Origin of the sequence: Xiashengella succiniciproducens, assembly GCF_023674465.1 — a bacterium.
GTDB lineage: Bacteria > Bacteroidota > Bacteroidia > Bacteroidales > Marinilabiliaceae > Geofilum > Geofilum succiniciproducens.
In genome coordinates this window covers 110,371-132,573 of record NZ_CP098400.1, presented here as the reverse complement: position 1 = coordinate 132,573, position 22,203 = coordinate 110,371, and the positions used below count along the sequence as shown (strand labels likewise).

Here is a 22,203-nt window from a genome sequence, read left to right as displayed (position 1 = left end):
TTCCGGATACTTGTCAAGTTCTCCGCTTAGTATCACCTATATTGAGCGATTTATACAAAAAAAAATAAAAGATAGCTTGCTTATAACCTTGATAATGTGTATTTTAGAGGTATTAAAATAAAAAAACAACACTTCACCATTTAGGTGCACAAGACTATCTTTTATGAGTACGAAGATAACAAAAATCGGCATTACAACCAATAAAATTTCTGGTCGTGGAGGGCTCCCTTTATTTCTTCGCTACACTGAGCAAATTGGCTTATATGGGCTAATATCGCGTAATGTTTCTTCTCTGCTTACTGGAAACAGCAAAGGCTTGCAGCTTCAACAGTTTGTAAAACAGATTGTTGCATTTTTTATAGATGGCACAAATATGGCCATAAGCAGTTTTGATCAAAGTAAAAAGGATGAAGGATATGCATGTTTGCTTGAATGCAAGACCGACCAATTGGCCTCTTCTCACCAGGTCAAACGTTTTTTTGGGAAGCTGTCCGTTATTTCAAACTCGGTATTCAATAAGATACTTAATGAACTGTTTATCTGGAGGCTTCACATATCCAAACCCAAAGTTATAGAACTGGGCATTGACACCATGGTTTTGGATAATGACGATGCTGCGAAACGCGAAGGTTGCGAGGTCACTTACAAGCGTAAGAAAGGGTTTCAGCCACTTCATATATGCTGGGGCTCGTTTCTGATAGACGTGACCTTTAGAAAAGGAAGTGCTCATTCCAATCATGGATCAGATTACACCGACAGGGTACGCTCTATAGTAAATCTGATACGCAAGAGATACTCCAAAGAAGTCCCTATTGTGGTGTGCGCCGATAGTGGGTTTGCGGATCAGAAAGCGTACGAGATATTCGAGCAAGAGCTTAATATACATTACATTACAACAGGAAAATTGTACAATGATGTTACTGAATATGTAAAGGCTTTACCCATTGACACTTTGGGCAAAATCACTAAAAATAAAGCAGTCTGGCAATTTGCGGAATTTGCCAGCAAGTTGAAATCCTGGTCCAAGTTTCGTCGTTGCTTTTTTACCAGATTGCACCGGGATGATACCGGGCAGTACGTAATGGAATTTGGTAAGCCTGACAGCGTCATCTATACCAATATCGGGAACTGTCCTGTCGCTGACAAAAGGCTTCGGGCATCCGGTGGAGATGAGTGGTTTAAAGCTGATACCATCATACGAAAATCACACCAAAGAGGAGCCGACGAGTTGATACATCGTAGCATTAAAGAGCTTGCTACCAGAGAACAACTTCCTTTTAAATCCTTTGGAATGAACAGAGCCTATTATTTTATGCTGGTAGTTACACACTTTATTTTCGAAGCATACAAACAAGATGTTACCGCAGAGGTTATTCCGGTAACCGTATATCCTAATACATTCAGAAGAAAGCTTATTGATTTTGCTGTCAAGATAACCTCAAGGGCAAGGAGTATTGTCCTGAATGTCACCAGAGTAATTTATGAAACGATAAATATTGAAGAGTTATGGGAACGGTGTCAGTCACCGCCGAAAATTCAGTTTGCATAAGGCAGAACAACATACCTCAGGATTGTAAACCCGTAGTGGTAATGGGAGACTTATGTCCAGACCCATAGAAAATGCGATAAAGTTCGGTTTGAGTGAAAAACAGAACTGAATTTTCGTTGAAAAAGTACACGAAAGAAGCCTACCTCTGAGAAAATTTCCGTTTTTTTGAAATCAAGTGAGACGACGGGGGCAGGTGAAATTACGAATCGCTCAATTTAGGTATCATATTAAAGCCTCTGATAGTGTCCTCGATAGATACACGTGCTCCCTTAAGACCGGTAAACTGCTCAGCAACAAAGAAGGGCTGTGACAGGAAGCGCTGAACACGACGAGCCCTGTGTACTACAAGCTTATCCTCTTCTGAGAGTTCTTCCATACCCAGAATTGCAATGATATCTTGCAACTCCTTGTAACGCTGCAATATCTCCTTTACTCTCTGAGCAGTATTGTAGTGCTCCTCACCCACAATCTCGGGAGTAAGTATTCTGGAAGTTGAATCCAATGGATCGACAGCAGGGTAAATACCAAGCTCTGAAATCTTTCTGCTCAACACTGTAGTGGCATCAAGGTGACTAAAAGTCGTTGCAGGTGCCGGGTCGGTAAGGTCATCGGCAGGTACATAGACGGCCTGAACCGAAGTAATAGACCCGTTGCGTGTTGAAGTGATACGTTCCTGCAATGCACCCATCTCAGATGAAAGAGTAGGCTGATAACCTACTGCAGAAGGCATACGACCAAGCAACGCAGATACCTCTGAACCTGCCTGTGTAAACCTGAATATATTATCGATAAATAAAAGTACGTCTCGTCCCTTTTCTGTTCCGTCACCGTCACGGAAACCCTCAGCAATGGTCAAAGCAGAAAGGGCAACCCTGAGACGAGCCCCCGGGGGCTCGTTCATCTGACCAAACACCATACTTACCTGACTATTTTTCAAGGCTTCAGTGTCAACTTTATCCAGATCCCATTTCCCCTCTTCCATGCTCCTCTTAAACTCAGGACCATAGTCAACAATGCCCGACTCAATCATTTCACGAAGCAGGTCATTCCCCTCACGGGTACGTTCACCAACTCCCCCAAACACTGAGAGACCGGAATAACCCTTTGCTATATTGTTTATCAATTCCTGTATCAAAACCGTCTTGCCAACACCGGCGCCACCGAAAAGTCCGATCTTACCACCCTTTGGATAAGGCTCAATAAGGTCAATAACCTTGATACCAGTAAACAAGATCTCACTCTCGGGTGACAAATCCTCATAGGCAGGTGCCTTCTTATGAATCGGCGAATAACGGTCGGTCTTAACCTCATCAATACCGTCAATTGCCCTGCCCACTACATTAAGAAGTCGACCTTTTGAGGCTTCCCCAATTGGCATAGTAATAGGACTACCCTTTGCTACCACCTTCATGCCGCGCATCAGACCATCGGTAGAGTCCATAGCAATACATCTTACGGCATGTTCACCTATGTGCTGCTGACACTCTATCACTATCCTGTTGCTACCATCACCAATGATCTCCAACGCATCATCTATCTTGGGAAGCTCATGAATTTGAGGCTCAAACTCAACATCAACCACAGGGCCTATTACCTGGATGATCTTTCCTGTTATCTCAGTCATATCTGTTGTTATATTATTAACAAGAAGCCTTAAGGTACGACTACATAGCCTTCCCTCACAGCTTTTCGAAATCTTATTTACTGAAACACTAAACTATACTAACCAGGCATCATAAACAACTACCTGAACCTATCCATCATCTGATATGCAAATTCCTTCAGTTCCAATCGAATCTCATCAGTTCCTCCCGCATACTCAAGATGTTCTAGAGCCCTGCTGTAATATTGATCCATTAGGAGCCTAGCAGTATCGGAAACCTTCGCATCATCATAGAGATTGCGTACTGCATCTATTTTATCCTGCCTGTCAAAGTCCTTCTTTTCCAACCAGTACAACAACTCTTTGCGGGCAGCTTCCGGGAGACTGTTATACGCTGTTATCAACAAAAATGTTTTCTTATTTATTACAATATCTCCTCCTATTGGCTTGCCAAACTTTTCCTCGTCTCCATACACGTCAAGCCAGTCATCCTGCAACTGAAATGCCATACCTGCATCACAACCAAACTTGTAAAGGGCCTCTGAAGCCTGGTCAGATGCTCCTCCGATAATCGCACCAGTCTGCAGACAGGCTCCCAGCAAAACTGCTGTCTTAAGCCTTATCATCTCAAGGTATTCATCCCCACTGATGTCCATCCTGGACTCAAAATACATATCATACTGCTGGCCTTCACACACTTCTATAGCAGTTCTGTTAAATAGTTCCAACACCTTGGGCAAGTTGCCTGCAGGGGCCCTGGTGACCATCTGATAAGCTAAGATCATCATGGCATCACCTGACAGAATTGCCGTACGATCATCCCACTTGATATGCACAGTAGGTTTGTTCCGACGCATCTCCGAGGCGTCCATTATATCATCATGGAGTAGTGTAAAATTATGGAATAACTCAAGCCCCACGGCAGGATATAAACATTGGTCAACTTTGCTCTTGTCATACAAGGCACATCCCAACATACATAACATCGGCCTGATACGTTTACCACCTATAGACAATATATACTCCACAGGTTTATACAAACCTTCTGGTTGACGATTTTTAACTATCGATGTAAGGACCTCTTCAATCTGTTGCCTGCAGGCATCCGAATACTTCATTATCAAAATTCGTTAGTATCCGGTAAAGCATTTGCTGCCGGAATGTTACTCCAAGGCAAATTTATTGAAATTTGCCCCAAAACAATCAATATAGATCCATTATAAGAGCAAAAAGCCTATTCTTGTTTAATAAGAGTATGAAAAAATTACTAGATTGTAAGTTTTGTAAAAAACGCTGAACAATATGGTCTTAAAACAAAAAAATACACAAAAAAGAAACCAAAACCAAATCCCTTCGTAACATTCCCACACGTTGAATTGAAAATGGAAATCTATAGCAATGAAAAGGGTATTATTTTTATTGATGTTGTTGTCTCTGCCACTGTTTAAAACAGAGGCTCAGGAGGCAAAGTATAAGGCAGTATTTACTTTGAATTTCATAAGGTACATAGGGTGGCCAGATCAATCTCTTAAAGGAGACTTTGTAATTGGTGTCGTAAGGAACAAGGAAGTTGCTGACTGGATCAGAGAGCAATCTGCCGGAAAGAAATTCGGATTCCAGGACATCATTGTTAAGGAGTTCCGCTCAATTGATGAGGTTGATAACTGTCAGGTAATTTATGTGTCTTCGGCTGTAAATATTAGAAGCAGTTCGGAGCAACTTATCGAAAAAGCAAAGAAAAATAAGAGCCTTATTATAGCAGAAACCGACGGTGCCACGAACCACGGAGCTGCCATCAATTTTGTGATTCGGGATGGTGCACTCAAATTCGAACTACACAAAGGAAATGCAGCTTGGATGGGACTTCAATTTAGTTCCCGTCTTGAATCAATGGCAGCAGCGATTGTACTTTAACCCTTAAGCCAGACATTGAAACCTTTATTTATTGGCTGGTCACAAAGATATTTCGTGGCCAGTTGGGGCATGGAATTATACAGATTGAATAAAATATTAGGAAAATGAAGATTAGGATAAACTTGGGCAAGAACTTTCTGATTCGACAGAAGCTATTATATGGATTTGGAGTTATCCTGCTAGCTGTGCTGCTAAACAGCGTACTGACTATTACTACATTAACACGTAATACTAGTTTGAATAACAGGGTTACCAATGTATATGCACCCACTCTCCAGACACTTAATAAACTTGATGTGTTGATTACACAAAGTAAGATGCTCATCAGAAACTGGGTGTTTGTTGATAAACAACCCGGTACCCCGGACAAAATCCGTCTTGAAAATCTGCACAAGACCGAATGGCCTGAAGTGAAGGCACAGTTGGAAATACTTGCGACAGAATGGAAAAAACAAGAAAACAGAGATACTCTGAGCATCGTCTTTGAAACCATGGATCAGGTCTTTGAAATGCACAAGACTATCATGCAAAACTTGGCAAGCTTCAATGACTATGAGGATATAATGCTGTTTTTCGAAGCAGAAAACCTGGTTACTGAGGGCGGAGATATTATGAAGCTGTCTGATGAAGCTCTTGTAAAAGTAAAAAATCTTAATGCTTTCTTTGCCAGCGAAAATGCTGCAGCTCTTGACCAAACCAAAAAGTCCTCAAATACACTGCTTCTGACTGTAATCCTGATGGGACTTATTACAATTGCAGCAGCTCTGCTGATTGCAATCCTGCTCTATAGCAATGTAGTTACTCCCCTTACAAAAGGTGTGGAATTTGCCAAGGCTATCGGCGCCGGAGATCTCACTGCATCAGTTGATGTCAACCAAAATGATGAGCTAGGAATCCTAGCAACCGAATTGAGTACTATGGCTCTAACCCTCAAGAAAACTGTGTTGTCAATCAAGGAAAATGCAAACAACCTGGTTTATTCCAGTGAGACATTGAAAGACAGCTCACTGCAGTTATCTCGTGGATCTGCTGATCAGGCTGCTTCTGCCGAGGAGGTATCAACCTCTATTGAGGAAATGGTAGCCAACATCGAACAGAACAATGAAAATGCTATAGAAACTGAAAGAATAACCGTTGAAACAGCCAAAGACGTAAATATTGCAAGCCAACTTACCACCGAGGCTACTTCATCAATGAAGGCGATTGCAGAGAAGATTAGCATAATCAGTGATATCGCTTTCCAGACCAACATCCTTGCACTTAATGCAGCTGTTGAAGCTGCCAGAGCTGGTGAACATGGCAGGGGTTTCTCAGTTGTTGCTACTGAAGTGAGAAAACTTGCTGAAAGAAGTAAGATAGCTGCTGATGAAATAGCAAACCTGGTATCAAAAGGTCTGAAAGTATCTCAACAGGCCGGTGAAAAAGCCAGACTGCTAGTTCCCGACATCGAAAAGACTACCATGCTTATCAAGGAAATTGCTGCCGCAAGTCTTGAACAAAAGACCGGTGCCGATCAAATAAATATGGCAATGCAGCAACTAAACATGATTACCCAGGAAAACGCTTCCAGTTCTGATGAACTGGCTCAAAGTTCACAACAACTTCTGAACCTTGCACAAAACCTTCAGGAAGCTGTACGCTACTTCAAAATTGGAGAAGAAGAAAGCATCCCTGGCAAGGGAAAAAAGCCAGAACAACCAGCTCCTCAAGCAACTAAACCTTCAAAAGAGGTAAGTACCGTGGTCGAAGCAAAGCCTAAAGAAGTACGTGTAAAGGGAAAAGTTGACAAAACTGAAAAAGTAAAAGCACCCAAGCCAACTACTGGCAATCTGGGAGACTTTTCAAAGGATTTTGACCTGGACCTTGAGAATTATGAAAAGTTTTAAGAAGTCAGAGTAAAGCTTTAACATTACTATTATGCCTGACAATTTCAATATCGAGTATAAGCAAACTGATGGGGTCCTGAACATTGAGTTCAGCGGTCAATTAACCATAGTTTCAATAAAGAAAGTCACCGAAAGCGTTAAGAGCCAATTGAGCAATAAACCAGAAAAGGTGGTAATATTAGCTGACAATGTGGAGAATATTGACATTACCTTTATACAATTGCTTAAAGCTATTAAAAACAGCGGTTCAAAAAACGGCTTTGATGTGACTTACTCTCTGAGACTCTCAGACGACCTAAGTTCTCTTGTCAGGAATGCCGGTTTTGAAAAACTACTGGAAGTTAACTAACATATCCAACTATAAAGAAACAATCGCAAAATAAACAGCTATGGCAAAAACCGTTTTAATAGTAGACGATTCTGAAAGTATACGCGAAGTAGTAAACTTCACACTTCAAAATGAAGGTTACGACGTACTTGTAGGAGTTGACGGCGAAGATGCTCTTAAATTCCTGGATGGAAGACAAATTGACATCATTATCACTGACCTTCACATGCCGAATCTTGATGGATTGGGACTTATCAGAAAAGTAAGGGAAATGGAAACATACAAACACGTACCAATCCTTTTCCTGACAACTGAATCTCAGGCTACCAAAAAGATGGAAGCAAAAGAAGCCGGTGCTACCGGATGGATCATTAAGCCTTTCGTTCCAGCAAAACTGCTTTCCGCAATCTCTAGAGTGATCAGGTAATTAAATAGTAATAATGATGTTGGCCGAAGTTAAGAAACAGTTCTATATCAACACATTGAAAGAGCTGGATGGAATTAACGGGAAACTGAGCAGGGACGAAATCCCAAGCGAAGAACAAAGCGCTATCGCCGATAAAATATTCACTATTTCACATCAGATTAGCGGAACTGGTCCAATGTTGGGTTTCAATAATGCTTCGCAACTTTCGAAGAAACTTGAACTTACATACAATGAGATCAGAAACGGGAAAAGGGAACTTACTCCGCAGATTCTGTGGCAGACCAGAAGGACAATTGATGCAATGATAAAAGCATTTCAGGAAGAGTACAAAGAGGGTTGATATACGCTTTTATAGCTAGGAGTTTGAGCTATTTGGTGCCATAATGCATTTTACCTTATGATTGATAAGTTTAGAGCGAAATTCGTTGAGGAATCAACAGACAATGTCCAGGATCTAGAGGAAGCACTGCTTATCCTCGAAAAAGATATGGACAACAAAGATCTCATTGAAAGAATATTCAGGGCAATGCACTCTCTGAAGGGTGGCGGAGCCATGTTCGGGTTCAACCATTTGAGTGATTTTACCCATCATCTTGAAACTCTATTTGACTGGGTAAGAAATGGAAAACTCAAAGTTTCCTCAGACCTTATATCGCTTACATTTGAGGCTATTGACCAGATAAGGTACCTTCTGAAAACCGGTGACCTTACTGCTGCCTCTGACTTACAGGATCTGCAAAACTTTATTCACAGAATTGAAGCCTTTACCAATAATACAGGTTCTCAGGCTTCTGCTCACGAGAAAAAAACTGAAACTACTCAGGTTGAAAATGCTTCGGCTACAAAGACCTACCTGATTAGTTTCATACCCCAGGAAGATCTGCTCCAGAATGGTACAAATCCTTTTTACCTGCTGGATGATTTGCATGCATTGGGTAAAGCTGTTACTATTGCATATACGCAGAAAATTCCATCCCTGGATTTGTTTGAACCAACGTCTAATTACACAAACTGGCAGATTCTGCTAAGTACCGAACAACCTGAAAATGAAATCAGGGATGTCTTCATCTTTGTTGAAGATGAATGTGAACTACACATAGACCAGGTAGCAAACTATTCAATAATCGATTTGCCGGAAATCAAAGCTCTTATTGAAAAAGCTGCTAGCTCCAACATAATGCTTCGTAAAGAGGACTTTAAACAGGAACAATGGCAGTCACAACAACAAAGTAAGGAACAAGTTACTGACAAGTCAAAGGGAGCAGCTAACAAGGAACATAAAATATCCAGCATCAGGGTATCATCACACAAGATCGACCAGCTGGTTAATCTGGTTAGCGAACTTGTTACCATTCAAGCCCAGCTTGAATTATATGCAGATCAACATGAAGATCCTGCTATTGCTTCAATTAGTGAGAATGTTCAAAAGCTGTCCAGGCAGTTAAGGGAAAATGCCTTTGAAATAAGTCTTATCCCGCTTCAAAGTGAACTCATGCGCTTCCAACGTCTGGTGCGTGACCTTTCAAAAGAGCAGGGAAAAGAGATTGACTTTATAATCGAAGGTGGAGAACTGGAACTGGATAAGAATATAATCGAACACCTTACAGACCCGATTCTTCACATACTACGTAATTCTATCGACCATGGTATTGAACTTCCGGATGAACGGATTGCAGCTGGTAAGTCCCCCAAGGGTATTATCCACTTCAAGGCGTATCACTCTGGTGCCAATGTCTTCATAGAAATTACAGATGATGGAAAAGGTATTGATGCAAGCGTAATCAGACAGAAGGCTATTAGCAAAGGCATTATTGATGCCGACACCCAGATGAGTGACAAAGAAGTCATGGATCTGATATTTGTTAGCGGTTTTAGTACCCGTGACGTGGTATCAGGAGTTTCAGGACGTGGAGTCGGAATGGATGTGGTGAGAAGAAAGATTGCCGGTATCAGAGGGGAAGTCTCAGTAGAATCTGAATTAGGTAAGGGTACTCTTATCTCAATCAAGTTGCCACTGACTCTTTCAATTATTGATGGATTGCTAGTGGCTGTAGGTAACAGCCGTTATGTAATTCCTATCTCTTCAATTGACAAGATTTACTCTTTGGCACCTCAGGATCTGAAACGTTCGTTCAACAATGTAATTCAAATTGATAATCAGCAAAAGCCCTTCCTTGACTTAAGAGAAGTCTTCAATGTAAACAGAGATGCTGAAATAGAAGATGATGTGGTTAAAATGATCATGGTCAAAGCCGAAGACAAATTTATGGGACTGGTCGTCGATGCGATTGTTGGTGAATACCAGACCGTTGTGAAACCCCTTGGCAGATACCTTAGAAAACAAAAGATAGTATCTGGGGCTTCAATTATGGGTGATGGTACAATAGCCCTGGTTATTGACACTTCACGAATGGTACAACACCGTAAAAGTTCAAAAGTAAGCGCCGTTTAAGCTCTGGAAATTGAAATATTTGAAATGGAAGCCAAAGAAATAACATTACTGTCATTCCAAATACGGGAAGATAACTTTGCCGTTGATGCGATGCAGGTTTTACATATACTGGATTACAAAACAGTAAGGCTTACTCCTGTGCCTAATACTCCCGACCATCTGCTTGGTATTATTAACCTGCATGGTAATATAATACCCGTAGCTGATATGAGGGTGATAATGGAGAAAGATGACCTCAGTATAGGAAGTGACGCCTCTATTGTCGTCTTAAACCCTGAGGAACAGGAAGATGCCGTAGTAGGCATTCTTGTTGACATGGTTAAGGAAGTTATTGAAACTAAAGAAGATCAGCTACAAGAAACCGTCCTTGAAGGAAAGAAGGGTTTGATTGAGTCCTTCCAGGGAACTCTGGTCTTCAATAACGAATTTATCCATGTTATTGACATCAACAATCTGATCGAGACTATTGAAAAATAATATAGGGAAAAAGATATGTCCGTAGAAATCAATTCATATCTCACATTTAAACTCAGGAATGAGTCTTTTGCCATCAATGTGGCCAAGGTGTTAGAGATCAAGGAGTATCAACAACCAAGACCTCTTCCCCAATCATTGCCCTTTGTTGCTGGAGTGACCGAATACAATAACGAGGTTATACCTGTTATAGATACAGGTCTGAAATTTGGCATGGAAAAGGTTGAAGTCAGTCCTTCTACTTGCATCATTATTCTGCAACTGATGAACAACGCCCTGGGAACTACGTATAAAATTGCCATCCTTGCCGATGCTGTATCAGACGTGTTCGAGTCAGAGGATGACCAGATTAAGTTCATATCCGAAGATTATAGACCGGAGTATGTTTCAGGAACTTTTTCAGACCAAGATAATTTCATTTACATATTGAATCCTGATAATATTTTCAACCAGAAAGAGGTTGTACATATCATGGATATTATCAAGGAAATAAAGTAATTGTAGCAGTATACTGGTTCAGTAATGAGTGACAGGTATAAAAATAGCTTTTTTGAAGGCGGACTGGATTGCTTTAAAGCAGAGCTGACCGAAGAGGACTTCGATGCTTTTAGCAGGTTTATTTATTCTGAATATGGGATAAAAATGCCCCCTATTAAAAGAGTTATGCTTCAAGGTCGCTTATTAAGACGTATCCGCGAACTGAAGATGAACTCTTATTCACAGTACAAGGAGTACTTTTTCAGCAAGGAAGGTCAGGACAAGGAACTACTTCATTTTTTGAATGTTGTAACAACCAATAAAACTGACTTCTTCAGGGAAGCTGTACACTTCATTTACCTCAACGAGGATGTACTGCCTGCTTTCGTAAAAGATAATTACAATCAGGTGTTTAAGGTATGGAGTGCAGGTTGCTCTAGTGGAGAGGAACCATATACAATTTCAATTGTTTTGAATGAATTCACACAGAATAACCCTAGCTTCAAATTCTCAATTCTTGGAACTGATATTTCTACACAGATGCTTGAACGTGCTGCAAAAGGTGTGTATCAGGCCAATAGGATTGAAAATATCCCATATGAACTAAAGAAGAAATATTTCCTGAAAAGTAAGGATCCTTCAAATCCAACAGTTAGGGTGCATCCGATACTTCAAAGATCACTTAGCTTGAACTATTTGAACCTTATGGACCCTGCTTACGGTATAAAGGAACAGTTTGATGTCATTTTTTGCAGAAACGTTCTAATATACTTTGACAGACAGACGCAGGAAAAAGTGATTAACAAACTGTGTTATCACCTAAAGCCGGGAGGACATTTTTTTATAGGCCATTCTGAGTCCCTATCAGGTATGGATGTGCCTTTGAAACATATAAAACCAACCATTTTTGAGAAAGTAATAAACTAAAGCTATCAATAACTAAAGATTATGACGAGAATTTCGGATAAACAGCTGCTAAAGGAACTGAAAGATCGGCTAAATGATCGCGAAAAATATGAACGTGAGATTAATGCACTTACGCAAGAACTTCAGGAAGTAACTCAGCGATATAAGGAATCAGAATCCTTAAAAAGCCATTTCATATCCAATATTTCGAATGAAATAGTTAACCCGTTTACGTCTATTCTGGGGCTATCCAAGGCAATACTATCAGTAGAAAAGCAAGACTGGAAGAAAGTTGTGTCTATGGTTGCTCTTATACATAGCGAAGCATTTAACCTTGACTTTCAGCTGAGAAACATCTTTGTTGCTGCAAAGATTGAGGCCGGTGAGGTAGTACCGAATATTGCCAAAGTAAATATTCGCAACCTTATTCAGACCATCATCGATTCCTTCAGCCTGGTAGCCAGGAAAATGGCTATTGAAATCGTATTCAATTACAATATTGAATACGGCTTTGGAAAGAACTTCTATTTCAAAACCGATAGCGAAAAATTAAAGCTTATCCTGAGCAACATGCTCAATAATGCTTTGAAATACAGTTATAAAGATAGCAAGGTAATCATTTCGGTAACGGCCGAAGACGACAATCTTGTTATATCAGTTCAGGATTTTGGTACAGGTATTTCCGAGAAAAATCAAAAAATCATCTTCGAACGATTCAAGAGACTCGACTCTGGTATCAACTCCATCAACAGAGGCCATGGTTTGGGACTTTCAATTTCAAAAGCTTTGCTCGATGTACTGGGTGGCTCAATCGAAATAGATAGTCGCAAAGGGGAAGGTTCTACATTTACTGTACGTATTCCCGAGGCAAAGAATGTGGTTGAAGGATTTAGCGGAGACGGAAGCGATTTGTTCTTCGATGGTGATGATGAGATTTTTTAAGGAATAGTAAATGAATCATTATTTACAACACTTTTTGTATCCTTCCACATTATTTGCCAGTAAAGAACCTTATATGGTGAAGACCATTCTGGGTTCTTGTGTGGCCATATGCTTGTGGGATCCTGTTACTAAGGTAGGGGGCATAAATCACTATATGCTACCCCACTGGAACGGGAACGACCTTGCATCGCCCAAATTTGGCAATATAGCTATTGAAAAGCTACTCGAACGAATGATGCAATTAGGTGCAAAGAAAGAACATCTGCAGGCCAAGATCTTTGGAGGAGGGGATCTCATCTCAAAAGACGGTAGCGCGATGCTTATCGGCGAGCGGAATATCAGGGTGGCCAGACTGATGTTGGAGGAAAAGGGCATCCCAATTATTGCATCGAGTACGGGAGGAAGGAAAGGAAGAAAAATCCTGTTTTTTACCGACACAGGAGAGGTAAGACATAAGTTCATTGAGAAAAGCGTCAAGTAAACAGGTAGTTGAATCATGTTGGTTCTTGCCCTGATGGGTAATTAGGAGAAAACGATATTTACCTCAGCAAATCATGGATCAAAAAATTCAGGTATTGGTGGTTGACGACTCGGCTGTTGTAAGACAAAGCCTTACAGCTATTCTTGAGTCTGATCCTCAGATTAAAGTCATAGGCACTGCGGCAGATCCTATCATAGCCGTAGGTAAAATGATGAAGCAGATGCCTGATGTCATCACGCTGGATATAGAAATGCCAAGGATGGACGGACTGACCTTCCTTCGCAAGATTATGTCCCAGCACCCTATCCCTGTTGTAGTAATATCATCTCTTACCCACGAGGGTACTGAAACGGCAATGAAGGCACTTGAATACGGGGCTTCCGAGATAATTGGAAAACCCGCCATGAATGCTGCTCAGTTTTTCAACGAACAAAAAATAATGATTTGTGATGCTGTTAAAGCTGCATCACAAGCCAAACTGTCAAGGCTTAAACTTAGCTCGCCGGCACCAACTATAGTTAAACCCAAATACTCAGCTGATATTATCCTTGAAAAGGCTCCCTTGGCCAATAGGATAATAGATACTGAAAAGATTATTGTACTTGGTGCTTCAACAGGAGGGACACAGGCCATCAGACAGATTCTTGCAGAACTGCCACCCAGAATGCCAGGTATTGCAATAGTGCAACATATGCCCGAGGGCTTCACTAAGTCTTTTGCAAAAAGTCTTGACGGTATTAGTCAGCTCGAAGTAAAAGAAGCAGAAGACGGGGATAAACTGTATCAGGGAAGGGTACTTATAGCACCGGGTAACTACCATATGCTTCTTAAGCGTAGCGGCAAGGAATACTCGGTAGATGTAAAAAAAGGCCCCTTGGTCAACCGCCATAGGCCATCTGTAGATGTGCTTTTTAGATCTGCAGCAAGATATGCTGGTCAGAACGCCACCGGAATTCTCCTTACAGGAATGGGAGCCGATGGAGCTAAGGGACTGCTTGAGCTCAAGGAAGTTGGTGCACATACTGTTGCCCAGGATCAACAGTCATCAATCGTATACGGAATGCCAAAGGAAGCTGCCAAACTTGGTGCTGCTAAGGATATTATCAGCCTTGACGATATGGCGTCCTATCTAGTAAAACACTTTTTTGTAGGATCTTGATATGAAAGCCAACCAGGATAAAAACATAAAAATGAAGAAGGTCAACTATCAAACGTTAGTTTCCAAATCGACATTACATGGCGCAAGCGTTGGAGTAGTCACAGCAGTTATTATCATACTGCTTGGACTGGATTCTCCTGTATTGAGGGAGGGACGAAACGGAATACAGGCACTGTTTCACTTTTTCCCGGCTTCCTGGGCCATTATCTCATTACCGGTTGTTTTTGGTGTCTTCGCCTACTATCTGTCTGCCAGATTCACCCAAATAATCAAAAGACAATCATTCAAGCTAAGTAAAGAAGCAAATCGTACAAGGATAGTACTCAACTTTATCGAAAACCTGAGACAGGGCAAACTAGACGTACCTTTCAAATTTCATAAGAACGATCCTACCGGTAGAGCCCTTCTGCGTTTCAGGGAATATATGATCAAAACAAATACCGAACAGGAACAAAGAAGAATAGAGGAAGAGCAGCGTAACTGGGTTACTCATGGTCTGGCACAGTTTGGCGAAATCCTTCGCAGGTCAAGTGATAACCTTGAAGAACTATCTTACGAAATCCTTCGCTATCTGATCAGTTATATGAAGGTAAACCAGGGTGGAGTATTTCTTGTAAACACTTCCAAATCAGGTGAGAAATACTTCGAAATGACATCCTGTATTGCTTTCGACCGCCGCAAATATGCCGACAAAAAGGTTAATTGGGGTGAAGGACTGTTAGGACGATGTGGCCTTGAAAAAGAAACAATCTACCTCACTGACGTACCTCACGATTATATTCATATTACTTCCGGATTGGGAGGAGCCAATCCGGGTACCATCCTGCTCGTTCCTCTCAAGACCAACGATGAATTGTATGGTGTCATCGAACTAGCTTCCTTCCAGAAGTTGCAGCCCTTTGAGATAGAGCTTGTGGAAAAATCAGCTGAAAGTATCGCCTCAACAATTGCAATGGTAAGGAATAATATCCAAACCAATAAGCTGCTTAGAGAGACACAGATACAGGCTGAAAAGATGTCACAACAGGAAGAAGAACTACGTCAGAACCTCGAAGAAATGCGTGCTACGCAGGAAGAGAGCGATCGTAGGGAGACTGAGCTTAAAGGTATTCTGGATGCTATCGGACATGCTGCTATCTCTTGTGAATTTGATACTGAAGGCAACCTACTTTCAGTCAATGAAAACTTCCTGAACGCATTCAAATACAAACCAGAAGAGGTTGAAAATCAAAACCTCAAAATTTTCTTCTTTAAGGAAGATCTGCCGGAACTCGACAGAATACTTGCTGATCTGCAACAGGGAAGGACCTTCCGGGGTAGGGTGAGAAGAAGAACAAAACCAGGAAACGACATCTACCTTCTCTCTACATATAGTCCTGTTGTTGACCATAACAACGAGATATTAAAGATCTTAAGCCTTGAATTTGACGTTACTGAAACCGTCAAAATGGAAGAGGCTCTGAAGCAATCCAAGGAAGAACTGGGTAAGATGCTCGAATCAGCAAGGAATGAGGTAAAAGCGCAGTTTGCTGAAGTTGAAGCTATCAAAATCAGAAATGAAAAAACCCTTGAAGGCGCTTTAGATGCTATTATAACAATTAACAATGAAGGAGTCCTCGACTTCTTCAACGCAGCCGCAGAGAAACTCTGGGGATATGACCGCAGTGAAGTCATTGGACAGGATATAAGTATGCTGTTCTCAAAAGAAGCAATTAAAACAAATGATTTTGTTGCTGCCTTTGTAACTAAAGGCAAGGAAAAGATCGTTGGAGAAAGACGGGAGATTCCTATTAGAAACAAGTACGGGGAAGAGATTCCGGTACTTATGCTTCTCTCAGAAGCCAAGGTGGGTGAAGAGTATTCTCATACGGCATTTATCCAAAATATTGAAGTGGAACTGTTCTGATTTTTAAACCTTAAGTATGCAGGATAGAGAGAGTGGATGGACATACAGGGAATTTCTGCAGGCTCTTAAGGAATGTTCGCCGTACGATTTTAGTGAGTACTCGGATAATTCGATAAGCCGGCGTATCCAAAAGGTAATGCAGGATAATAACCTGACAATGGAGGAACTGATTTATAGAATCAGAACCAATACCCAGTTTGTCGAGCAGGTAGTAGAAGCAATTACTGTCAATACAACCGAATTATTTCGGGATCCTGAAGTTTGGCAATACATTCTGCATAAATTGTTGCCGCATTTTAGCAGTTATAAGAAAATAAATATCTGGCATGCAGGCTGCTCAACAGGTCAGGAAGTATATTCACTGATGGTCCTGCTGGACCATCTCAACCTACTTGATAAAGCAGATATCTATGCTACGGATATCAGCAGAAATGCTATTGAGAACGCCAAAAAAGGAGTTTTTAGGTATAGCTTCAACTATATTAATTACAACAGGAATTTCAAGGCCGTATTTGGTGAAAATGATGCACCTGATTTCAGGAAATACTTCACTTGCAATGAGGGAAAAGACACTATCAGCGTAGTGCCTGAGTTCCTCAACAAAGTAAAGTATATTAGACACGACCTGGTCAGCACCAAGTTACCGTTTTACAACCGCTTCGACCTTATATTCTGCCGCAATGTGATTATCTATTTCAATCCATCATTGCAGTCGAAAATAATACAGATGTTTCATAACCAGCTCTTTCCGGGATCTTCACTGATTCTGGGCTCGCATGAGACAATCAGCGGATTTATGAACACAAAGTTTACCAAAAACGGACCCGTCTATACCAGAACTAACGCTTTTCATTTTAAATACTAAAAGAAGTGGAGCTGGGAATTAATGAGATAAGGGAGATCACTAAAGTCATGGCCGCATATCCGGACATGAACTATACAAATTACTCCCTGTCATTTCTTAAACGAAGGCTATCTAAAGTATTTACGCAATCAAGCCTTCGCAGACTTGACCTGTTACAGGAGAAGCTTAAAGATGTAAATTTCAGGGACGAGATCATGTCCGAAATCATGGTCAACACAACTGAGATGTTCAGAGACCCTGCTTTGTGGCGTACATTGAGGGACAAGGTCCTTACAAATATGCCCGTGGGTTCTGATAAAATCTGGTTTCCGGTTGAGTCTGACGGCGAAGAAACATTTTCCCTTGCTTTAGTACTCCACGAAAAGGGACTTGGAGACAAGTACAAAATAATATGCCAGACTCCTTCGAGACTGCGATTTGAAAACATTAGCAAGGGGGTAGTAAACCAGGATAAGTTTGAAACAAACCTCACTAATTACAAGCGCCTCGAGGACAAAAACTGCTATGCAGACTATTTTGAGAAAGACAACGGCAAAACGGTATTGCTAGAGCAATACCGCAGCAACATCGAATGCCGTTTGAGTTGCTACTTTTCGCAGGCTATGCCTGAAAACTCAGTAGCGCTGATTATGTTCCGCAATATTTCGATATATTACAATCACCTGCTGGCAAGAAAAGCCTTTAGGATTTTGATCAATTCCCTGATTCCCGGTGGATATCTAATTATAGGAGTCAAGGAAAGGCTGCCAAAAGAGCTGGCTGATGAACTGGAAGTTGTGGATGCAAACGAAAACATTTACAGGAAACCTGCATCGAATAATTACAGTTATTATGTATAATGCTGACTATAAAATAATAGTGATAGGTGGGTCGGCAGGTAGTTTTTCAGTGCTGTCTAGCATTCTGGCCGATATCAGGCCTGACTTCAGGATACCCATAGTACTTAGCCTTCACAGGCTGAAGCACGTGCGCTCAGGCCTTGTAGAAGGGCTAAGCCTTAAGTCTGCTATTAAAATAGTTGAACCCAACGACAAAGATAAAATGGAGCCAAATACCGTATATTTGGCACCGGCTAATTATCATTTATTTATTGAACTGGACGGGACTTTTGCCCTGTCGACAGAGGAGCCACGCAACCATAGCAGGCCTTCGATAGATCATACCTTTTTCTCGGCAGCATATGCATACCGTGATAAAGCTATGGGCATACTTCTAACAGGAGCCAACAGAGACGGCGCCCTTGGTATCAAAGCTATAGCCGACAAAAAAGGTTATACCATAATACAGGATCCGGCAACAGCCGATATTGATACTATGCCTAAAGCTGCTCTTGAATTGTTTAAACCAGACGAGGTAGTATCACCAGAACAGATTGTACAAATCCTAAACTCTTTACCTTCATGAAATCAGGTAAGAAATGGTTCGCTGATCACATAGTGCAGCTCTTTGTCTGCGCAGGTATGGGCTTTGTATTTGCTTTCGGAAAGCTATTCCTTCTGCCCAAAGACACTGTTCCAATGGTAGTGTCAATGGAAACTCTGTCGATGCTGTTCTTCCTTGCCCTGCTCTTTGTTGCAGTCCTCTACTATCAAAAACGGGAAAAAGAACTCAAGGCCTTTGAAGAAAACTTCAACAAGGAGAAAGAAAAGTGGGAGCAGGAAAATGAATTTCTCAAAAGCCTGATCAACGACTACGAAAAAAAGGAAAATGAGACTAAGAGATTTGCTTCCTATCAGGAGAGAATGCTCAAAAAACTGTTCTCAGAGCAAAATGCTATAAGTGACAGAAAGTACTTCCTGCACCTTCTGGCAGCTAGTTTCAGTGCCGGGGCAGCAATACTTTACAAGGAAGACAAACAATCCGGGACTTTTATCGTAGAAGAGTCCTACGCATTGCCTGAGGATTTCATTCCCAAGCCCTTCGAACCGGGTGAGGGCATGAACGGACAGGCTGTCACAGAAATGAAACCGGTTGTAGCCGACAACGTAGATAATTGCATGTTGCAGATATCCAGCGGTCTGGGATCCTCATCAAAAGGTTGGCTGTACTGCCTGCCTATCGTTAAGGATGGTCACTGTATTTACTTAGTCGAGATGCTTACATTTAGTGAAGCCGGCATAGATAAAATGTGGAACGAAATCTCAGCCAGATTGGTTGAAATGGAGATCTTACAATGATGAAATTGAATAAAAGGATAAATGCCAAGGCCCTCTACAGGCACTTCTCTCTCCATGTATTACACCCTTATTACAGGGTGATGATACTAATGGCAGTGCTGCTGTTGCTTTTGTTATCCTGGTCAGGATTCCTTGCAATCCTTGACAAGCCGGTCTCTTTTGTAAATATCCTTAATGCCCATAGCTATTTCCCCGTTATCCTGCTGGACATCCTTATCCTTGGAAGCCCTGCAGTCATCGTTTATTTCCTGAATGAAATAAACAGAAAGACAGAAGCGGCCAACGATAAAAGCAAGGAACTTGAGCAAAGAATTGAAAGCAATATCGAACTGGCCAATAAGTTGCTGAAAAATCAATGGGAAGAAGAACATCTGAGCAATGATGCGCTTTCTGAAGTACTTGTATCTCTGGCCAATAACATCAAGGGAAGCAAGAAAAAGGAAGAGGAAGCCAACAAGATAGCAACAGGGAAGGAGTTGATTTCAGACATCCTCCGGAATGCTCACAACCTCGAGGAACTGTCAGTTTCAACAACAAAAGCCCTGATTGAATTTATGAATGGGATTCAGGGGGCTTTCTACATCTTCAACGACGACAGGAAGATACTCGAGAGAACTGCGATGTACGCTTACGGCCGACGCAGATTCGACAAGTACAATGAAATCAGAATAGGACAGGGACTGATTGGTGCAGCGGCATATGAAAAGGAACTGATTTACCGCACCGACATACCCGAAGATTACTACAATATCACCTCGGGACTTCTGGGTGAGCAGAAACCTCAAAGCATCGTTATTATCCCTCTGCTTCAGGAAGAACAGTTGCAAGGTGTTTGTGAAATAGCCTTCCTTGACAAGGTTCCTGGCTTTATGCTACACTTTGCAAATGAGGTCAGCTCCATCATAGGTCAAACAATCTACAATGTTAAAATTACAACCAAGACTGAAAGGCTGCTTGACGAATCCCAGAGAATGACTGAAGCTTTGCGCAGAAACGAGGAACAACTGCGTAAGAATGCTATCGAAATGGTTGCAGCCCAGGAAGAGCTGGAACGCTCTAACCAGATGCTGGAAGCTCAGATTCAGGAAGTTGCTAACTCCCAAAAGCGTCTGCAGGCGCTTTTGACAAATGCCTCTGAGTTTATTTCAATTTACAACGAAAATCAGGAACTTGTTTATGAAAGTCCGTCTGTCGAACGGATCTTAGGCTATAGTAAGGAAGATAATATTGGTGGTATGCACCCCGACATCCTTACTCCAAGGGGCCTGAAAGCAATAAATTCTTTGTTCCAGTATCTGCTTGATACTCCTGGTGGGGAACAAATAGCTCAATACACCTATCTACGCAAAAACGGCGAAAAGATCTACCTTGAAACCAAGGGTAAAAACCTGCTGCACGACCCTGCTATAAGGGGTATCATCTTCAATACGCAGGATATCACCGAACGCAAGAGGGCCGAGAAGGAAGAAAGAATGAAGAGCAGGATGCAAAGCTTGTCGGAAAACTCGCCTGATATGATTATGCGTATCAACACTCAGGGTAAGCTTGTATATGTTAACCCTACAGCAGCCAGATTTGTGGATGCCGAAGCTCAAGAACTGGTCAAAAAGAGAATCAGTGAACTCGACGTAGACAGCCGCTTTATCGAGTTTGCCGAAAGCAGCCTTGCAAGCATCCGTCATAACCAGGAGCAACTCTTTGCCGAAGTTCCTATGAATTCGCGTGACGGAGAGCGAATTATGGAGATAAAAGCCATACCCGAACTCAATGAAGAAGGGGACCTTGAAACCATCCTCTTTGTGGCTCACGACATGACTGAGTTCAAGAAGATTGAACAGGATATTAAGGAGAAGAACAAAAAGATATCCGACAGTATCAATTATGCTCAACGGATTCAGACATCAATATTGCCGCAGACAAAACATATACAAGACCACTTCCCACGCTCTTTCATCTTTTACAGACCTAAAGATGTGGTTAGCGGTGATTTCCCATGGTTTTTCCAAAAAGAAGGTATATATTACATTGCTGCAGTGGACTGTACGGGTCACGGAGTACCGGGAGCCTTGATAAGCTTTATCGGATACTTCCTGCTAAACAACATAGTTAGTGCCAATCCGGATTATTCGGCTGCCCAGATTCTTGACGAACTGCACAAGCAGGTTAGGACTACTCTGAAGCAGGATCAGGAAGGAGCTCTTGGCAGGGATGGAATGGACCTGGCATTCTGCAAGATAGACAAGGAAAAGAAAACCCTTGAATTTGCCGGTGCTCACAGACCTTTGTTCCTGATGAGAAATGGCGAACTGAACGAGTATAGAGGAGATAGGAAGGCCATTGGTGGTATACCCTTGGCCAATAAACCGGAAAAGGACTTTGAAAATCACCTGCTTGAGTATCAGGAAGGTGATAAGATTTTCATATTTAGTGACGGACTTCCCGACCAGATCGGTGGCCCTGACCGCAAAAAGTTCCAGGTTAAAAAAATTAGGGAAATCCTTACCGAAAGCCCTGATGTAAGCATGGCACAACTGTCAAGATCCTTCTCCAAGCATTTCTATGATTGGATGGGTGACGAGAAACAAGTTGACGATGTATTATTGATAGGAATTGAATTGTGATTATATTTACGCATTTTTGGACACTTTGAATATTTA

21 protein-coding genes are annotated in these 22,203 nt (G+C 41.6%); 19 read left to right on the top strand and 2 right to left on the bottom strand.

Annotated features, from left to right (window positions below; translation table 11 throughout):
• The first annotated feature begins 163 nt into the window (after positions 1–163).
• A complete protein-coding gene (locus M9189_RS00580) occupies positions 164–1,549 on the top strand; it encodes an IS1380 family transposase (RefSeq protein ID WP_250722148.1) in 1,386 nt (461 codons plus the stop codon).
• A gap of 199 nt (positions 1,550–1,748) precedes the next feature.
• On the opposite strand, the gene atpD is transcribed toward M9189_RS00580, so the two are convergent.
• Together atpD and M9189_RS00570 are read right to left on the bottom strand one after the other, a co-directional pair.
• Positions 1,749–3,173: a F0F1 ATP synthase subunit beta gene (atpD, locus tag M9189_RS00575; protein ID WP_250723967.1), complete on the bottom strand. Its 1,425-nt coding sequence runs from the start codon at positions 3,171–3,173 to the stop codon at positions 1,749–1,751.
• Between the two features lie 119 nt (positions 3,174–3,292).
• A complete protein-coding gene (locus M9189_RS00570; protein WP_250723966.1) occupies positions 3,293–4,270 on the bottom strand; it encodes a polyprenyl synthetase family protein in 978 nt (325 codons plus the stop codon).
• A gap of 280 nt (positions 4,271–4,550) precedes the next feature.
• Between M9189_RS00570 and M9189_RS00565 the strand changes: the two genes are divergently transcribed.
• The 18 genes from M9189_RS00565 to M9189_RS00480 all read left to right on the top strand — a co-directional run bounded on the left by M9189_RS00565 (position 4,551) and on the right by M9189_RS00480 (position 22,167).
• A complete protein-coding gene (locus M9189_RS00565) occupies positions 4,551–5,066 on the top strand; it encodes a YfiR family protein (RefSeq protein ID WP_250723965.1) in 516 nt (171 codons plus the stop codon).
• A 104-nt stretch (positions 5,067–5,170) separates the two neighbouring features.
• Complete coding sequence (locus M9189_RS00560) at positions 5,171–6,952, top strand: methyl-accepting chemotaxis protein (protein WP_250723964.1); 1,782 nt, start codon at positions 5,171–5,173, stop codon at positions 6,950–6,952.
• A gap of 31 nt (positions 6,953–6,983) precedes the next feature.
• A complete protein-coding gene (locus M9189_RS00555; RefSeq protein WP_250723963.1) occupies positions 6,984–7,301 on the top strand; it encodes an STAS domain-containing protein in 318 nt (105 codons plus the stop codon).
• A gap of 40 nt (positions 7,302–7,341) precedes the next feature.
• Entirely contained in the window at positions 7,342–7,707 is a 366-nt protein-coding gene (locus M9189_RS00550) for a response regulator (protein ID WP_250723962.1), read from the top strand.
• A 13-nt stretch (positions 7,708–7,720) separates the two neighbouring features.
• Positions 7,721–8,047, top strand: a complete 327-nt coding sequence (locus M9189_RS00545; RefSeq protein ID WP_250723961.1) for an Hpt domain-containing protein — start codon at positions 7,721–7,723, stop codon at positions 8,045–8,047.
• Positions 8,048–8,104: 57 nt separating this feature from the next.
• Entirely contained in the window at positions 8,105–10,159 is a 2,055-nt protein-coding gene (locus M9189_RS00540; RefSeq protein ID WP_250723960.1) for a chemotaxis protein CheA, read from the top strand.
• Between the two features lie 24 nt (positions 10,160–10,183).
• Entirely contained in the window at positions 10,184–10,636 is a 453-nt protein-coding gene (locus M9189_RS00535) for a chemotaxis protein CheW (RefSeq protein ID WP_250723959.1), read from the top strand.
• Positions 10,637–10,651: 15 nt separating this feature from the next.
• Entirely contained in the window at positions 10,652–11,131 is a 480-nt protein-coding gene (locus tag M9189_RS00530; protein ID WP_250723958.1) for a chemotaxis protein CheW, read from the top strand.
• A 24-nt stretch (positions 11,132–11,155) separates the two neighbouring features.
• Entirely contained in the window at positions 11,156–12,037 is an 882-nt protein-coding gene (locus M9189_RS00525) for a CheR family methyltransferase (RefSeq protein ID WP_250723957.1), read from the top strand.
• A 21-nt stretch (positions 12,038–12,058) separates the two neighbouring features.
• Positions 12,059–12,958, top strand: a complete 900-nt coding sequence (locus M9189_RS00520; protein ID WP_250723956.1) for a sensor histidine kinase — start codon at positions 12,059–12,061, stop codon at positions 12,956–12,958.
• 73 nt (positions 12,959–13,031) lie between these two features.
• The gene (locus M9189_RS00515) at positions 13,032–13,439 is read left to right on the top strand and encodes a chemotaxis protein CheD (RefSeq protein ID WP_250723955.1); all 408 of its coding nucleotides are present in this window, start codon (positions 13,032–13,034) and stop codon (positions 13,437–13,439) included.
• A gap of 73 nt (positions 13,440–13,512) precedes the next feature.
• The gene (locus M9189_RS00510; RefSeq protein WP_250723954.1) at positions 13,513–14,598 is read left to right on the top strand and encodes a protein-glutamate methylesterase/protein-glutamine glutaminase; all 1,086 of its coding nucleotides are present in this window, start codon (positions 13,513–13,515) and stop codon (positions 14,596–14,598) included.
• Between the two features lie 31 nt (positions 14,599–14,629).
• Positions 14,630–16,504, top strand: a complete 1,875-nt coding sequence (locus tag M9189_RS00505) for a PAS domain S-box protein (RefSeq protein WP_250723953.1) — start codon at positions 14,630–14,632, stop codon at positions 16,502–16,504.
• A gap of 16 nt (positions 16,505–16,520) precedes the next feature.
• Positions 16,521–17,369, top strand: a complete 849-nt coding sequence (locus tag M9189_RS00500) for a CheR family methyltransferase (RefSeq protein WP_250723952.1) — start codon at positions 16,521–16,523, stop codon at positions 17,367–17,369.
• A 5-nt stretch (positions 17,370–17,374) separates the two neighbouring features.
• On the top strand, positions 17,375–18,208 hold the full coding sequence (locus M9189_RS00495) for a CheR family methyltransferase (RefSeq protein WP_250723951.1): 834 nt from the start codon (positions 17,375–17,377) through the stop codon (positions 18,206–18,208).
• The gene (locus M9189_RS00490; protein ID WP_250723950.1) at positions 18,201–18,773 is read left to right on the top strand and encodes a chemotaxis protein CheB; all 573 of its coding nucleotides are present in this window, start codon (positions 18,201–18,203) and stop codon (positions 18,771–18,773) included. The genes M9189_RS00495 and M9189_RS00490 overlap by 8 nt, the downstream gene beginning before the upstream one ends.
• The gene (locus tag M9189_RS00485) at positions 18,770–19,546 is read left to right on the top strand and encodes a GAF domain-containing protein (protein ID WP_250723949.1); all 777 of its coding nucleotides are present in this window, start codon (positions 18,770–18,772) and stop codon (positions 19,544–19,546) included. Before M9189_RS00490 ends, M9189_RS00485 begins: the two co-directional genes overlap by 4 nt.
• Positions 19,543–22,167, top strand: a complete 2,625-nt coding sequence (locus tag M9189_RS00480; RefSeq protein ID WP_250723948.1) for a PAS domain S-box protein — start codon at positions 19,543–19,545, stop codon at positions 22,165–22,167. The genes M9189_RS00485 and M9189_RS00480 overlap by 4 nt, the downstream gene beginning before the upstream one ends.
• Positions 22,168–22,203 lie beyond the last annotated feature (36 nt).

Excerpts from the sequence above, each read along its gene's own strand:
- M9189_RS00500 (WP_250723952.1), top strand. The coding sequence starts at position 16,521 with ATGCAGGATAGAGAGAGTGGATGGACATACAGGGAATTTCTGCAGGCT.
- M9189_RS00550 (WP_250723962.1), top strand. The coding sequence starts at position 7,342 with ATGGCAAAAACCGTTTTAATAGTAGACGATTCTGAAAGTATACGCGAA.
- M9189_RS00490 (WP_250723950.1), top strand. The coding sequence starts at position 18,201 with ATGTATAATGCTGACTATAAAATAATAGTGATAGGTGGGTCGGCAGGT.
- M9189_RS00570 (WP_250723966.1), bottom strand. The coding sequence starts at position 4,270 with ATGAAGTATTCGGATGCCTGCAGGCAACAGATTGAAGAGGTCCTTACA.
- M9189_RS00565 (WP_250723965.1), top strand. The coding sequence starts at position 4,551 with ATGAAAAGGGTATTATTTTTATTGATGTTGTTGTCTCTGCCACTGTTT.
- M9189_RS00485 (WP_250723949.1), top strand. The coding sequence starts at position 18,770 with ATGAAATCAGGTAAGAAATGGTTCGCTGATCACATAGTGCAGCTCTTT.
- M9189_RS00530 (WP_250723958.1), top strand. The coding sequence starts at position 10,652 with ATGTCCGTAGAAATCAATTCATATCTCACATTTAAACTCAGGAATGAG.
- M9189_RS00580 (WP_250722148.1), top strand. The coding sequence starts at position 164 with ATGAGTACGAAGATAACAAAAATCGGCATTACAACCAATAAAATTTCT.
- M9189_RS00515 (WP_250723955.1), top strand. The coding sequence starts at position 13,032 with ATGGTGAAGACCATTCTGGGTTCTTGTGTGGCCATATGCTTGTGGGAT.
- atpD (WP_250723967.1), bottom strand. The coding sequence starts at position 3,173 with ATGACTGAGATAACAGGAAAGATCATCCAGGTAATAGGCCCTGTGGTT.
- M9189_RS00520 (WP_250723956.1), top strand. The coding sequence starts at position 12,059 with ATGACGAGAATTTCGGATAAACAGCTGCTAAAGGAACTGAAAGATCGG.
- M9189_RS00510 (WP_250723954.1), top strand. The coding sequence starts at position 13,513 with ATGGATCAAAAAATTCAGGTATTGGTGGTTGACGACTCGGCTGTTGTA.
- M9189_RS00560 (WP_250723964.1), top strand. The coding sequence starts at position 5,171 with ATGAAGATTAGGATAAACTTGGGCAAGAACTTTCTGATTCGACAGAAG.
- M9189_RS00555 (WP_250723963.1), top strand. The coding sequence starts at position 6,984 with ATGCCTGACAATTTCAATATCGAGTATAAGCAAACTGATGGGGTCCTG.
- M9189_RS00545 (WP_250723961.1), top strand. The coding sequence starts at position 7,721 with ATGATGTTGGCCGAAGTTAAGAAACAGTTCTATATCAACACATTGAAA.
- M9189_RS00525 (WP_250723957.1), top strand. The coding sequence starts at position 11,156 with ATGAGTGACAGGTATAAAAATAGCTTTTTTGAAGGCGGACTGGATTGC.
- M9189_RS00505 (WP_250723953.1), top strand. The coding sequence starts at position 14,630 with ATGAAGAAGGTCAACTATCAAACGTTAGTTTCCAAATCGACATTACAT.
- M9189_RS00535 (WP_250723959.1), top strand. The coding sequence starts at position 10,184 with ATGGAAGCCAAAGAAATAACATTACTGTCATTCCAAATACGGGAAGAT.
- M9189_RS00540 (WP_250723960.1), top strand. The coding sequence starts at position 8,105 with ATGATTGATAAGTTTAGAGCGAAATTCGTTGAGGAATCAACAGACAAT.
- M9189_RS00480 (WP_250723948.1), top strand. The coding sequence starts at position 19,543 with ATGATGAAATTGAATAAAAGGATAAATGCCAAGGCCCTCTACAGGCAC.